11 protein-coding genes are annotated in these 13,581 nt (G+C 72.7%); 9 read left to right on the plus strand and 2 right to left on the minus strand.

All coding sequences use genetic code 11. The features are described 5' to 3' along the window. The first annotated feature begins 62 nt into the window (after positions 1 to 62). From ACQP09_RS17760 to ACQP09_RS17790, 7 genes are all read left to right on the plus strand, one after another. Positions 63 to 749 (plus strand): hypothetical protein, encoded by a 687-nt coding sequence (locus ACQP09_RS17760; protein WP_433400723.1) that lies wholly within the window; start codon positions 63 to 65, stop codon positions 747 to 749. 52 nt (positions 750 to 801) lie between these two features. Further along, the gene (locus ACQP09_RS17765) at positions 802 to 1,692 is read left to right on the plus strand and encodes a DUF2797 domain-containing protein (RefSeq protein ID WP_433400726.1); all 891 of its coding nucleotides are present in this window, start codon (positions 802 to 804) and stop codon (positions 1,690 to 1,692) included. A gap of 9 nt (positions 1,693 to 1,701) precedes the next feature. After that, entirely contained in the window at positions 1,702 to 2,607 is a 906-nt protein-coding gene (locus tag ACQP09_RS17770; RefSeq protein ID WP_433400729.1) for an amidohydrolase family protein, read from the plus strand. Between the two features lie 75 nt (positions 2,608 to 2,682). Next, positions 2,683 to 3,429, plus strand: a complete 747-nt coding sequence (locus tag ACQP09_RS17775) for a response regulator transcription factor (protein ID WP_433400732.1) — start codon at positions 2,683 to 2,685, stop codon at positions 3,427 to 3,429. A 19-nt stretch (positions 3,430 to 3,448) separates the two neighbouring features. After that, positions 3,449 to 5,059 (plus strand): HAMP domain-containing sensor histidine kinase, encoded by a 1,611-nt coding sequence (locus tag ACQP09_RS17780; RefSeq protein WP_433406634.1) that lies wholly within the window; start codon positions 3,449 to 3,451, stop codon positions 5,057 to 5,059. A 26-nt stretch (positions 5,060 to 5,085) separates the two neighbouring features. Then, positions 5,086 to 6,414: a glycosyltransferase gene (locus ACQP09_RS17785; protein WP_433400735.1), complete on the plus strand. Its 1,329-nt coding sequence runs from the start codon at positions 5,086 to 5,088 to the stop codon at positions 6,412 to 6,414. Then, on the plus strand, positions 6,411 to 8,501 hold the full coding sequence (locus tag ACQP09_RS17790) for a glycosyltransferase family 39 protein (protein WP_433400738.1): 2,091 nt from the start codon (positions 6,411 to 6,413) through the stop codon (positions 8,499 to 8,501). The genes ACQP09_RS17785 and ACQP09_RS17790 overlap by 4 nt, the downstream gene beginning before the upstream one ends. 31 nt (positions 8,502 to 8,532) lie before the next feature. On the opposite strand, the gene ACQP09_RS17795 is transcribed toward ACQP09_RS17790, so the two are convergent. Further along, a complete protein-coding gene (locus tag ACQP09_RS17795) occupies positions 8,533 to 9,810 on the minus strand; it encodes a serine hydrolase domain-containing protein (RefSeq protein ID WP_433400741.1) in 1,278 nt (425 codons plus the stop codon). A gap of 179 nt (positions 9,811 to 9,989) precedes the next feature. Then, positions 9,990 to 10,841, minus strand: coding sequence for an endonuclease/exonuclease/phosphatase family protein (locus tag ACQP09_RS17800; protein WP_433400744.1), 852 nt, complete (start codon positions 10,839 to 10,841; stop codon positions 9,990 to 9,992). A gap of 255 nt (positions 10,842 to 11,096) precedes the next feature. Between ACQP09_RS17800 and ACQP09_RS17805 the strand changes: the two genes are divergently transcribed. After that, positions 11,097 to 12,626 (plus strand): MFS transporter, encoded by a 1,530-nt coding sequence (locus ACQP09_RS17805; RefSeq protein ID WP_433400746.1) that lies wholly within the window; start codon positions 11,097 to 11,099, stop codon positions 12,624 to 12,626. Positions 12,627 to 12,720: 94 nt separating this feature from the next. Beyond that, the gene (locus ACQP09_RS17810) at positions 12,721 to 13,524 is read left to right on the plus strand and encodes a TetR/AcrR family transcriptional regulator (protein WP_433400749.1); all 804 of its coding nucleotides are present in this window, start codon (positions 12,721 to 12,723) and stop codon (positions 13,522 to 13,524) included. Positions 13,525 to 13,581: the final 57 nt, after the last annotated feature.

The following is a 13,581-nucleotide window of genomic DNA, read 5'->3' on the forward strand; positions in this document are numbered from 1 at the left end:
CGTTACGGGGTAACCGGATTCGCACGGGGCGTGATGGGCGCGCCCGGGCGCGGAGGTTACCCATGGGGTCGCAACGGCACGGCCAGGTGCAGCGGTGGCAGGACCGGTGGTGGGCGGTGGCGCTGCTGGTGCTGGTGGTGTGGGTCGCTATCCGGCTGGCCTTCGACGGGTGGTCGGGGTGGCCCGGGATTCTGGTCGGCGGGTTCGCCTACGCCGGGTTCATGACGTGGTACGTGATGCGGCGCCGTCGTCGTGACGCCCGGGCGGTCGGGACCGACGCGGCGCGGGTGCCGGAGCTGGAGCGGCGGATTGCGAGGAACGGTGAGCTGCCCGAGGACCCGGCCGAGCAGGCTGCCATGGTCCGGCTGATCCGGCGCCGGGAGGAGAAGCTGCGGCGCAACCGGTGGTGGGCCTTCCCGTTGCTCGCGCTGATCTTCTTCGGGACGCCGGTGCTCTGGTTCGCCGCCGGGAACGTGGCGGCGGGCCTGTGGGGGCTCGCGTTCGGTGCCGCGTTCCTCGGGTGGATGGTCTGGTTCAACCGGCGCTTCGTCCGCCGGATGGCCGGGATGCGGCAGCGGATCGAGGGCGTGGGTGGCGGTGCGGCCGGTGGGCCGGTCGGTGGCCCGTCCGCCGCCCCTGCCGCAGGCCCGCCTCCCGGTCCGGTCGGTGGGCCGCCTCCCGGTCCGGTCGGTGGGCCGCCTCCCGGTCCGGTCGGTGGGCCGGGAGGGCTTGCTCCCGGCGCCCGTTAGCCTTCGCGTTCGGGGTGTGGGGCCCCGGCGGGACGGAGAGAGCGGAGTTCGGGTGGCCTTCGGGTGGCGGTGTACCGGGGTCGCGTGGCCGGGCGACGGGCCGCAGCTGGGGTGGAGCAGGGGCGCCGAGCGGCGGGTGAGCACGTTGGCGTACGGGGGTCGGCTCGGGTTTCGGGCCGTGGGGGAGCGGCACTGTGTGGGGGCGCGGGGCAACGTGTGTCCTCTGGGGGCCGTGGTGGCCGGGCGCTCCACCGGGGGCCGGTGCCCGGAGTGCGCGCGGCTGGACCGGGCCCACTCGGTGGCCGCCGACACGATGGTGGACGACCCGCGAACGTACCGCGTCTATCTCGCCTGGTTCGGGCCCGGTCTGGTCAAGGTCGGGATCACCCGGGAGGAGCGGGGCGGGGCGCGGTTGCGGGAGCAGGGGGCCGTGGCGTACACCTGGCTCGGGCGCGGGCCCCTGATGGCCGTCCGGCGGACCGAGGAGGTGCTGCGGGCCGCCCTCGGCGTGCCGGACCGGATTCCGTACGCCCGGAAGCGGACCGTACGAGGCCAACTGCCGGACGAGCAGCAGCGGTTCGACGAGGTGGTGGAGCTGTACGGGCGGGCCGTGGCGCTTCAAGGGCGCGGTTGGCCCGAGTCGTTGGAGCCGGTCCCGGTCGAAGTCGTCGATCACGCGGGGATCTTCGGGCTGGACCGCTCGGGCGCCGCCACGCGGTCGGTGGGTGAGCTGGTCGACGGGGGTGTGGTCGCGGGGCGGCTCGTGGCTGCGGCCGGGCCCGATCTGCACCTCGCCGTGGGCGGTGAAGGTGGCGCGGTCGTGCTCGATACGCGGTTGATCACCGGGTGGGAGCTGGAGGCGTTTCAGCCTGCGGGCGAGGGTGACGTACGTGTTCCTCTCATCGACATCACGGGTGGTGGCGTGCAGGGTGGGTTGTTCTGACCTTGCCCCATGAGGAGCTGTGAGGAGTTGCGGGTGGAAGACGACGGCCTTGACGTGGTGCGGTTCTGGGAGCGGCTCGGGCTGCCCGGCATCATCGACGTCCACACCCACTTCATGCCCGAGCAGGTCCTGCGCAAGGTGTGGGCCTACTTCGACTCCGCCGGGCCGCTGACCGGGCTGGAGTGGCCGATCACCTATCGGTACGAGGAAGAGCAACGGCTGTCCGTACTCAGGTCGTTCGGGGTGCTCCGCTTCACCTCCATGCTCTACCCGCACAAGCCCGGCATGGCTCGCTGGCTGAACGGCTGGGCCGCCGGCTTCGCCGCTCGGACGCCCGACTGCCTGCACACGGCGACCCTCTTCCCTGAGGACGGCGTGGAGTTGTACGTGAAGGAGGCCGTCGAGAGCGGGGCGCGGGTCTTCAAATCGCACCTCCAGGTCGGGGGTTATGACGCCAACGAGCCGTTGCTGGATGGGGCTTGGGGGCTGCTCGCCGAGGCCGGGGTGCCGGTCGTGATGCACTGCGGGTCCGGGCCCGCGCCGGGTCGGTTCACCGGGCCCGAGCCGATCGGGCGGCTCCTCGCGCGCCATCCCCAACTGCGGCTGATCGTGGCGCACATGGGGATGCCGGAGTACGCGGAGTTCCTGGCGCTGGCGGAGGCGTACCCGGAGGTGCGGCTCGATACGACGATGGCGTTCACCGACTTCAGCGAGCGGCTCTCCCCGTTTCCGGCCGGCCGGCGGGGGCTGCTCGCCGATCTCGGGGACCGGATCCTGCTCGGGACGGACTTCCCGAATATTCCATATCCGTACGTCCACCAGCTGGAGGCCTTGGAGCGGCTGGAGCTCGGGGAGGAGTGGCTGCGGGCCGTCTGCTTCCGGAACGCGGAGGCGTTGTTCGGGAGCCCCGCATAGAAACCGACCGCTTTCTCAGGCAATTCACAGAAACGGGTCAGGCTTCTCTCACGGGCGGCTCACAGGCTGGTGCCCATGACGACGACGACCGCGCCCCAGGGGCGTACCGAACTGCTCAGGCCGGACCGTACGCCCGTGCGCGTCCTGGTCGTGGACGACGAGGCTCCGCTCGCCGAGCTGCTCTCGATGGCCCTGCGGTACGAGGGGTGGGAGGTGCGCAGCGCCGGTGACGGGGCCGGGGCCGTGCGCGCGGCCCGCGAGTTCCGCCCGGACGCCGTGGTGCTCGACGTGATGCTCCCGGACATGGACGGGCTCTCCGTGCTGGGCCGGCTCCGGCGCGACCACTCCGACGTGCCGGTCCTCTTCCTCACCGCCCGGGACGCCGTGGAGGACCGGATAGCCGGGCTCACGGCCGGCGGCGACGACTACGTGACCAAGCCGTTCAGCCTGGAGGAGGTCGTGGCCCGGCTGCGCGGGCTGATCCGCCGCTCGGGCACGGCGCTCGCGGCCGAGCGGAGCCAGTCGACGCTCACCGTCGGCGACCTGGTGCTCGACGAGGACAGCCATGAGGTGAGCCGGGGCGGGGACGCGATCCACCTGACCGCCACCGAGTTCGAGCTGCTGCGGTTCCTGATGCGCAACCCGCGCCGGGTGCTCAGCAAGGCGCAGATCCTGGACCGGGTCTGGAACTACGACTTCGGCGGCCAGGCCAACGTCGTCGAGCTCTACATCTCGTACCTCCGCAAGAAGATCGACGCCGGACGGACGCCGATGATCCATACCCGGCGTGGGGCGGGGTATCTGATCAAGCCCGGTGAGTAGGCGCCCCCAGGGCCTGGGTGTGCTGCGGCGGCCGTGGACCCTGCGGACGCGGCTCGTCGTCTCCGCCGTGTCCCTGATCGCCGTCGTCGCGGCCGTCATCGGGTCCGTCACCGCCATCGCCTTCCACAGCTATATGTACGGCAAGCTCGACGACCAGCTCCACTCCGTCGCCGTACGCGCGGAGCGGCCGCCCGGACCCGCGCCGGAAGCCCTCCGGGACGCCGGTCCGCTCGGTTTCGTCGGCGGCGGGGGGCAGCCGCTCGGCACGTTCGGCGCGCTCGTCGACGGCGGGGACGTCACCGCGTCGAAGGTCGTCGAGGACAGCGGGCTGCGCTCCCAGGAGAGCGCGAAGCCGCTGACGGAGGGGCAGCGGCGGGCGCTGGAGGCGGCGGCTCCGGCGGTCGGCGACGACGCCCGGAGCATCGAGCTGCCCGGCCTCGGCGGCTACCGCGTCGAGGCCGCCACCACCACCGAAGGCCACACCGTCCTCGTCGGCATCCCGACCGCCGAGGTGAGCGGCGCGCTCACGACCCTGATCGTCGTCGAGGTCTGCGTCACCGCCGCCGGGCTCATCGCCGCGTCGCTCGCGGGCACCGTCCTCGTCGGCGTCGCGCTGCGTCCGCTGCGCCGGGTCGCCGCCACCGCCACCCGGGTCGCCGAACTCCCGCTCCACAGCGGTGAGGTGGCGCTCCTGGAACGCGTCCCGGACGCCGAGGCCGATCCCCGTACCGAGGTCGGACAGGTCGGCGCCGCGCTCAACCGGATGCTCGGGCACGTCGGTTCGGCGCTGGTGGTCCGGCAGGAGAGCGAGACGCGGGTACGGCAGTTCGTCGCCGACGCCAGCCATGAGCTGCGCACCCCGCTGGCCTCGATCCGCGGATACGCCGAGCTGACCCGGCGCGCCACCCGTCGGGAGCACGCGGACCCCGTAACCCGGCACGCGCTCGGGCGGATCGAGTCGGAGGCGGACCGGATGACCGGCCTGGTGGAGGACCTGCTGCTGCTCGCCCGGCTCGATGCCGGACGCCCGCTCTCGTACGAGAGCACTGATCTGCTGCCGTTGGTCGTGGACGCGGTGAGCGACGCCCGGGCCGCCGACACCGCCACCGGCGCCGGCGCACTCCACCACTGGCGGCTGGAGCTGCCCGGCGAACCCGTGACCGTACGCGCCGATCCCGCCCGGCTCCAGCAGGTACTGGTCAACCTGCTGGCCAACGCCCGCACCCACACCCCGCCGGGCACCACCGTGACGGTCTCCGTGAAGCCGTCCGCGTCCGTACGCGCCGATGGGCCGGTCACGCTGGAGGTACGGGACGACGGGCCCGGCATCCCCGCCGAGCTCCTGCCGCACGTCTTCGAGCGGTTCGCGCGCGGTGACGCCTCGCGCACCCGTGGCCCCGCCGGCGAGCGGACCGGCGGCGAGAAGACCGGCGGCTCCACCGGCCTCGGTCTCGCCATCGTGCAGGCCGTCGTCTCGGCGCACGGCGGGCGCGTACGGGTCGACTCGGCGCCCGGCCGGACGGTCTTCGCGGTCGAGCTGCCGGCGGAAGCAGACCCGTACGACCTGCCCGCCGGAACGGCCGCACGCCAGGGTTCACAGGGCAGGGACAGGCTCACCACACCGGTGTGACAGCGCGGTTGGCGAACGTCGGAGCCATGACCACCACCGACAGCCTCCGGAGCGGCCCCGACGCCGACGGCCGCAGCAACAGGGGTGGGGACCACGCCCACCTGCCGGGCCGGGAGCACCTCCCGGCCCGGCAGACGGCTCCCGCCGCCTCCCGCGTCCCCGTGCTCGACGTCGTCGTCCCCGTGTACAACGAGGAGAAGGACCTCCGCCCCTGCGTCCTGCGCCTCCACGACCACCTCGCGCGCACCTTCCCGTACGCCTTCCGCGTCACCGTCGCCGACAACGCCTCCACCGACTCCACCCCGGCCGTGGCGGCCGCGCTCGCGGCGGAGCTGGCCGGGGTGCGCAGCGTACGGCTGGAGGAGAAGGGGCGCGGGCGGGCGCTGCGTACGGTCTGGTCGGACTCCGACGCACCCGTCCTCGCCTACATGGACGTCGACCTCTCCACCGACCTCAACGCCCTCCTCCCGCTGGTCGCGCCGCTGATCTCCGGCCACTCCGACCTGGCCATCGGCTCGCGGCTGGCCCGGAGTGCGCGGGTGGTGCGCGGGTCGAAGCGGGAGTTCATCTCGCGCGCCTACAACCTCATCCTGCGCTCCTCGCTCGCCGCCGGCTTCAGCGACGCCCAGTGCGGGTTCAAGGCGATCCGGAGCGAGGTGGCCGAACGGCTGCTGCCGATGGTGGAGGACAGCGGCTGGTTCTTCGACACCGAGCTGCTGGTCCTCGCGGAGCGGGCCGGGCTGCGCATCCACGAGGTGCCCGTCGACTGGATCGACGACCCCGACTCGACCGTCCACATCGTGCGGACGGCCACTGAGGACCTGAAAGGTGTGTGGCGGGTGGGGCGTGCGCTCGCCGTCGGCGCGCTGCCGCTGGACCGGCTGGCCCGGCCCTTCGGCGACGACCCGCGCGACCGGGCGCTGACCGGGGTGGAGCGTGGACTGGTCAGGCAGTTGGTCGGGTTCTGTGTGGTCGGGGCCCTGTCCACCCTCTTCTATCTGGCTCTCTACTCCCTCTTCCGGCTCGGCGTCGGCCCGCAGCTCGCCAACGGCGGCGCGCTCCTCGTCTCCGCCGTCGCCAACACCGCCGCGAACCGGAGGCTCACCTTCGGCGTACGCGGCCGGAGCGGGGCCGTACGCCATCAGGCCCAGGGCCTCGTCGTCTTCGCGATCGGCCTCGCTCTCACCAGCGGTTCGCTCGCGGCGCTCGGCGCGGCCTCCGGATCTCCGTCCCACAGTGCCGAGGTGGCCGTCCTGATCACCGCCAACCTCGCCGCCACCGTGCTCCGCTTTCTGCTTCTGCGCGCCTGGGTCTTCCCGGCCCGCGCCTGCCCTGACTCCGAGGACCTCCGATGACCGCGACCATCACTTCACCGTCGGCGCCGCCCGAACGCGCCGCCGGCCCCCGCTGGGCACGTCCCGCGCTGTACGGGCTCCTCCTGGCCGTCGGACTCGCCTACCTCTACAACCTCAGCGCCTCCGGTTACGCCAACTCCTTCTACTCCGCCGCCGTCCAGGCCGGCAGCCAGAGCTGGAAGGCGCTCTTCTTCGGCTCGCTGGACTCCGCCAACGCCATCACCGTCGACAAGCCGCCCGCCGCGCTCTGGCCGATGGCCCTCTCCGTACGGCTCTTCGGCCTCAACTCCTGGGCGATCCTGGCCCCGCAGGTCCTGATGGGGGTGGCCACGGCGGCCGTGCTCAACACCGCCGTACGCCGTCGCTTCGGGCCGGTCGCCGGGCTGATCGCGGTCGGTGTGTTCGCGCTGACACCGGTCGCCGCGCTGATGTTCCGCTTCAACAACCCGGACGCGCTGCTCGCGCTGCTGATGACCGTCACCGTGTGGTGCGTGCTGCGGGCGCTGGAGGACGGGCGGACGAAGTGGCTGCTGTGGGCGGGGGCGGCGGTGGGGCTGGCGTTCCTGGCGAAGACCTTGCAGGCGTTCCTGATCCTGCCGCCGCTGGCGGTGCTGTACGCGGTGTGCGCGCCGGTTCCGGTTCGGAAGCGGCTCGGCCAACTCGCCCTGTCCGCAGTGACGATGGTCGTCGCCGGTGGCTGGTGGGTGGCGATCGTGGAGCTGATGCCCGCGTCGTCGCGGCCGTACGTCGGCGGCTCGCAGAACAACTCGTTCCTGGAGCTGACCTTCGGCTACAACGGGCTCGGCCGGCTCAACGGGGAGGAGACCGGGAGCGTCGGTGGGGGCGGTGGCGGCCGTGGCGGCGGTGGCTGGGGTGAGACCGGGATCGGGCGGATGTTCAACTCCGAGGTCGGCGGCCAGATCGCCTGGCTGCTGCCCGCCGCGCTGATCCTGCTGGTGGCCGGGCTCTGGCTGACCCGGAAGGCCGGACGGACCGATTCCGCGCGGGCCGCGTTCCTGGCGTGGGGCGGGGCGCTGGTGATGACCGGTGCGGTGTTCAGCTTCATGGCCGGGATCTTCCACCAGTACTACACGGTGGCCCTCGCTCCGTACGTCGCGGCGCTCGTCGCCATGGGGGTGGCCGTGCTCTGGGAGGAGCGGGCCGCCTGGTGGCCGAGGGTGGTGCTCGCGGGGACGGTTGTCACGACGGTGGTGTGGGCGTACGTGTTGCTGGGCCGGACTCCGGAGTACCTGCCGTGGCTGCGGTGGGCGGTGCTCGTGGGCGGGCTGGTGGGGGCCGTGGGGCTGCTGGTCGCGGGGCGGGCCGGCGGACGGGGGCTGGCGCTCGTGGCGGTGGGCCTGAGCTTCGCGGCGTCGCTGGCGGGGCCGGCCGCGTACACCGTCAGTACGTTGAACTCCGGTCACCAGGGGTCGATCGTGACCGCCGGGCCTTCGGGGGCCGGCTTCGGGATGGGCGGGCCTGGCGGTGGCGGTGACGGTGGCGGCCGGGGTGGTGTCGGTGGGCCCGGTGGTGCTGTTGGTGTCGGTGGGCCTGGTGGGCTCGGTGGCGGGGACGGCGGGGACGGTGGGCAGCGCGGCGGCATGCAACAGCCGCCCGGAGGAGCGCCCACCATGCCCGGCGGGGCGGCCCCCGGATCCACCCGCGAGGGCGGTGGCGGCATGGGCGGTCTGCTCAACGGCCCGTCCGTCTCCGCCGAGGCGAAGGCACTCCTGGAGAAGGACGCGGACGCCTACACCTGGGCCGCCGCAGCCGTCGGCGCACAGAACGCGGCCGGCTACCAACTCGCCACCGGCCAAACGGTGATGGCCATCGGCGGCTTCAACGGCAGCGACCCCGCCCCGACGCTCGCGCAGTTCAAGAAGTACGTGGAGGAGGGCCGGATCCACTACTTCGTCCCGGGCGGCGCCATGGGAGGCGGCGGCATGGGAGGCGGCGGAGAGGGAGGAGGAGGCATGGGCGGGAGCGCCGGGACCTCGTCGCAGATCTCCTCCTGGGTGACGGAGAACTTCACCGAGATCACCGTCGGCAGCGCCACCTTCTACGACCTGACGCAGCCGGTGAGTTGACGGCCTACCGCGTACGTGGCCGGGGCCGGGGTCAGATTCCGGCCCGGCCCCCGGCCTCGGCCGCGTACGTCCAGAAGTCCCGCATCATCTGCGGCGCGGCGGGTCCGGCCAGCTCCGTCTGCGTGAGCAGGACGGCGACCGTGCCGGTGGACGGGATGACGTGGGCCGTGGTGCCGGTGCCGCCGATCCAGCCGTAGCGGCCCGGCACGTTGTACGGGGCGGTGATCTCGACGTCCACCGAGCCGCCGAACCCCCAGCCCTGGCCCTCAGTGAAGAGCCCGCTGGCCGCGCGCTGGTCCGGAGTGAGCTGGTCGGTGATCATCTGGCGTACCGACTCGCCGGCCAGGACCCGCCGCCCGTCGTCCGCCAGGCCGTCGGCGAGCAGCATCCGGCCGAAGGCGTACCAGTCGTCGACGGTCGAGACCAGGCCGCCGGCGCCGGACGGGAAGGCGGGCGGGGTGCTCCACTGCCCGTCCGGCGCGTCGACCAGCTCCGGATCTCCGCCCTCCCCGGCCCGGTAGTAGCCGGTGAACCGGTCCAGCGCGGCGGGCGGGACGGCGAACCCGGTGTCCGTCATGCCGAGGGGCTCGAAGATCCGCTCCGCCAGGTACGCGTCCAGCGGGCGGTCCGCGACCCGGGCGATCAGGACGCCGAGGATGTCGGCGCACGTGTTGTAGAGCCAGCCGTCGCCCGGCTGGTGGAGCAGCGGGATCCGGGAGAGCGCGGCCATCCAGGCGTCCGGCGCCGGCACGGCCTGCGGCTGGGGCGGGCCCTGTTTCAGCTCGGTGAGGAGCGGGGCGACGGCCGGGAGCGAGAAGTCGGACGGGAATCCGTACCCGGCCCGGAAGGTCAGCAGGTCCAGGAGCGTGATCGGGCGGACCGCCGACACCACGTCGTCGACCGGGCTCTGCGGAGTACGGACGACCAGCGGCGAGGCCAGTTCGGGCAGCCAGGCGGCGACCGGGTCGGCGGGCGCGATCAGGCCGTCCTCGACCAGCGTCATGGCGGCCGCCGCGACGACCGGCTTGGTGATCGAGGCGAGGCGGAAGACGGAGTTCCGCCGCATGGGCGTGCTCCCGGCGAGCGTGGCCGAACCGGCCACCGCCACCTCCACGCGATCACCCCGGTCGCTCCAGTCACCTCGGCCACCCCGGTCACTCCGGCCACCCCGGTCACTCCGGCCACCCCGGTCACTCCGGCCACCCCGGTCGCTCCGATCGCCTCGGGCCACCAGTGCCACCGCTCCCGGCGCCGATCCGCGGGCGATGTGGGTGTCCAGCAGGTCCTGCAGTCCGTGCGGGGTGCTCATGGGCGGGCCTTTCTCCGGTACCGCGTGCTCTGGCATGAGTCCGCCCTCCTTGGTGCGTCCCCCCGTGGGCAGCGGTCCGTGAGCGGTGCTCGGACTGTAAGACGCCATCGGTGGCCGAAAGAAAGCGGCACGACCGTAAAAAGATGAGACTCCGCGCTCATGGGCCACGACGTCCGGGCTCATGGCAGGTCCAGGTCCGCCACCACCGCCCGGTGGTCCGAGGCGCCGGCGCCGCTCTCCGGCACCCACGCCCGCCGCACCCGTGCCGTCTCCTTCGACACCGCCACGTAGTCGATCCGCTTGACCGGGTCCTTCGCCGGGAACGTCGGCGCTCCCGGGTCCGCGTCCGTCAGCTCCTTCCAGAGCGGGGCCAGCTCCGGAGCGCCGGGCTCCGCGTTGAAGTCGCCGAGCAGGATCCGCGTACGGCCCCGGTCCTCGGCCATGATCCGCCGGGTGTCGGCGACCTGGGCGGTGCGTACGGCGGGGTCCGGGCGGAAGTCGAGGTGCGTCACGTACACGTGCACCGGCCGCCCCTTCACCCCTACGACAGCCTCACCGAACCCCGGAGCGGGCGCGGGGACCGGGTTCGGGTCCTGGGTCGAGAGGCGGGTGATCTCGTGGTTCTCGGCGCTCACGATCCGGTACCGGGACAGCACCGCCACCCCGTACTCCGCCCGTGGCCCGCCCGGTTCGGCCGGATCCAGGCTGTAGATCGGGGCGAAGAACACGTACATGCCCAGCCGCTCGGCCAGCTCACCCGCGAGATCGCGCCACTCACTGCGTGGGCCCCAGTGCCGGTCGGCCTCCTGGAGCCCGATGACATCCGCCCGCAGCGAGCGCAGCTCGGCCGTCTGCCGGTCCAGATCGAAGACGTTGTCCAGGCCCGCACCGGCATACATGTTGTACGTGGCGACGCGCAGCGGCACGGTACGGGAGCCGGCGGCAGCGGCAGGCGGCGATCCGAGTAACGCGCCCAACAGCGCTGTGGTGAGGAGGAGTTGAGGGAGGTGGATGCGGCGGCGCAGTGACATGACTCTCCCAAGGGTGGCGGGGGCGGCGTACCGGCCGTAATCGAGTTGTACGCCGTACGGGAAGTGTCCTACGGTGTACAACGGTCGCGTCCTATACGCCGTAGAACACGGGCCCCGCACACCGTAGGGGCCCGCACGACCTCCGCACCGTAGGACTCACCGCACCGTGATACTCACCGAACCGTAGAACTCACCGCACCGTAGAACTCGCCGAACCGCCGGGGCACCAGCCGCGCCGGAGACCCAGGAGCCCGCATGACGGCGCCCGCCGCACCGCGACCCGATCTCGCCCCTCAGCCGCACCCGCAGCGCTGGCTGATTCTCGGCGTCATCTGCCTCGCCCAGCTCGTCGTGCTGCTCGACAACACCGTCCTCAATGTCGCGATCCCGTCCCTCACCACGGAGCTGAACGCCTCCACCGCCGATGTGCAGTGGATGATCAACGCGTACTCGCTCGTCCAGTCCGGCCTGCTGCTCACCGCCGGCAGCTCCGCCGACCGGTACGGGCGGAAGAAGATGCTGGTCGTGGGCCTCGCGCTGTTCGGCATCGGTTCGCTGGCGGCCGGGCTCGCGCAGTCCTCCGGCCAGCTCATCGCGGCCCGCGCCGGCATGGGCGTCGGAGGCGCGCTGCTGATCACCACGACGCTCGCCGTCGTCGTGCAGATCTTCGACGACTCCGAGCGGGTCAAGGCGATCGGCCTCTGGTCGACCGTCAACTCGCTCGGCTTCGCGGCCGGTCCGCTCGTCGGCGGCGTGGTGTTGAACCACTTCTGGTGGGGCGCGATCTTCCTCATCAACATCCCGGTGGCGCTGATCGGCCTGGTCGCCGTCGTCCGGCTCGTACCGGAGTTCAAGAATCCGCGCGGTGAGCAGCCCGATCTGCTCGGCGCGCTGCTCTCCACGGTCGGGATGACGGCGGTCGTCTTCGCGATCATCTCCGGGCCCGAGCACGGCTGGACGTCGGCCCGGGTGCTGCTGACGGCGTTCACCGGGATCCTGGTCCTCGCCGGGTTCGTCGTGTGGGAGCTGCGCATTCCGCATCCGATGCTCGACATGCACTTCTTCCGGAACCAGAAGTTCATCGGCGCGGTGGCGGGCGCGATCCTGGTCGCCTTCGGGATGGGCGGTTCCCTCTTTCTGCTCACGCAGCACCTTCAGTTCGTTCTCGGGTACGGGCCGTTGGAGGCGGGACTGCGTACGGCGCCGATGGCGCTCACCGTGGTCGCTCTCAACCTGACCGGCCTCGGGGCGCGGCTCGTCCCGAGGATGGGGACGCCCGCCACGATCGCGGTGGGGATGAGCGCGCTGGCGGCCGGTCTCGCGGCGATCGCGGTGCTCGGCCGCGACGGGTACACCGGGATGCTGCTCGGCCTGGTCGTGATGGGCGCCGGGATCGCCCTCGCGATGCCCGCGATGGCCAACGCCATCATGAGCGCCATCCCGCCGGAGAAGGCCGGGGTCGGCGCGGGCGTCAACGGCACGCTCGCGGAGTTCGGCACCGGGCTCGGGGTGGCGGTGCTCGGCGCGGTCCTGAACATCCGGTTCGCCGCGCTCGTACCGGCGGCCGTCGGCGCCGCCTCCCTGCCGGCCGCGCTGGCCGCCGCCGACGGCGCCGGTGAGCGCGCGGCCATCAAGGACGCCTTCGCCATCGGCCTGGAGACCAGCCAGCTGGCCGGCGCGGTCGCGGTACTGGCGGGCGGTCTGCTGGCGGCGCTGCTGCTGCGCCGGGCCGAACGGACGGAGGCGGCCGGAGGACGGGCCGAGGCGGCGGGACCGGCGGCATAGCATCGGAGGAGGCAGGACGGGCAGTACGGGTCAGCCAGGACGGGTCAGTACAGGGCGGGGCCGGGCCGGCCCCGCGAGACGAGGAGAGTGCGCCATGGTGTCCGCGTCCGACCGCGTGACGAACCCCGGGAAGGACTCCGGGACGGCCCCCGCGCGGACCAGCGTGTGGCTCGACCGACGGACCCCTTCGCGGAGCCGCAAGGCGGCCGAGTCCCCGGCGGGCCTGGACCGCAACCGGATCACCGAGGCGTCGGTACGGCTGCTGGACGCCGAAGGGCTCGCCAAGTTCTCCATGCGCCGGCTCGCCGCCGAACTGGACGTCACCGCGATGTCCCTCTACTGGTACGTCGACACCAAGGACGACCTCCTGGAGCTGGCGCTCGACTCGGTCTACGCGGAGATCGCGCCACCGCGCGAGGACGCCGACTGGCGGGACCGCCTGCGCGAGCTGGCCCGCAGCTACCGCGAACTGATCGTCCGCCACATCTGGATCTCGCCGCTCGCCGGGACCTACCTCAACATCGGCCCGAACTCGGTGCTGTTCTCGTCCGCCATCATGGACGTCCTCCGTTCCACCGGCCTGCCGCTGGAACGGCAGACGGGCGCGCTCGCGGCGGTCTTCCAGTTCGTGTACGGATTCGGCACCGTCGAGGGCCACTTCAAGGTGCGGTGCGATGCGACCGGGCTCACCCAGGACGCGTACCACCGGCACGCGATGGGCACGATCCGGGCCCAGCCGCACCTGCGGGCGCTCGTCGAGTCCTCCGACGACCTGATGGCGGCCCGGGGCGGCGACACGGTGGAGGAGATGCGCGAGCGGGACTTCGTCTTCGCGCTGGACCTGCTGATCGCGGGCATCGAGGCGAAGTGCGGCCGTACGGACTCCGCGACGGGCTGACGGACCCCGCGACGGACCGACAGACTCCGCGACGGACTGACAGACCCCGCGACGCGG

The sequence above is a fragment of the Streptomyces sp. CA-146814 genome, from assembly GCF_050942385.1.
Lineage (GTDB): Bacteria > Actinomycetota > Actinomycetes > Streptomycetales > Streptomycetaceae > Streptomyces.

What these genes read in the sequence shown, in the direction of transcription:
- ACQP09_RS17760 (WP_433400723.1), top strand. Translation starts at nt 63, where the DNA reads ATGGGGTCGCAACGGCACGGCCAGGTGCAGCGGTGGCAGGACCGGTGG.
- ACQP09_RS17770 (WP_433400729.1), top strand. Translation starts at nt 1,702, where the DNA reads ATGAGGAGCTGTGAGGAGTTGCGGGTGGAAGACGACGGCCTTGACGTG.
- ACQP09_RS17775 (WP_433400732.1), top strand. Translation starts at nt 2,683, where the DNA reads ATGACGACGACGACCGCGCCCCAGGGGCGTACCGAACTGCTCAGGCCG.
- ACQP09_RS17785 (WP_433400735.1), top strand. Translation starts at nt 5,086, where the DNA reads ATGACCACCACCGACAGCCTCCGGAGCGGCCCCGACGCCGACGGCCGC.
- ACQP09_RS17790 (WP_433400738.1), top strand. Translation starts at nt 6,411, where the DNA reads ATGACCGCGACCATCACTTCACCGTCGGCGCCGCCCGAACGCGCCGCC.
- ACQP09_RS17795 (WP_433400741.1), bottom strand. Translation starts at nt 9,810, where the DNA reads ATGAGCACCCCGCACGGACTGCAGGACCTGCTGGACACCCACATCGCC.
- ACQP09_RS17800 (WP_433400744.1), bottom strand. Translation starts at nt 10,841, where the DNA reads ATGTCACTGCGCCGCCGCATCCACCTCCCTCAACTCCTCCTCACCACA.
- ACQP09_RS17805 (WP_433400746.1), top strand. Translation starts at nt 11,097, where the DNA reads ATGACGGCGCCCGCCGCACCGCGACCCGATCTCGCCCCTCAGCCGCAC.
- ACQP09_RS17810 (WP_433400749.1), top strand. Translation starts at nt 12,721, where the DNA reads ATGGTGTCCGCGTCCGACCGCGTGACGAACCCCGGGAAGGACTCCGGG.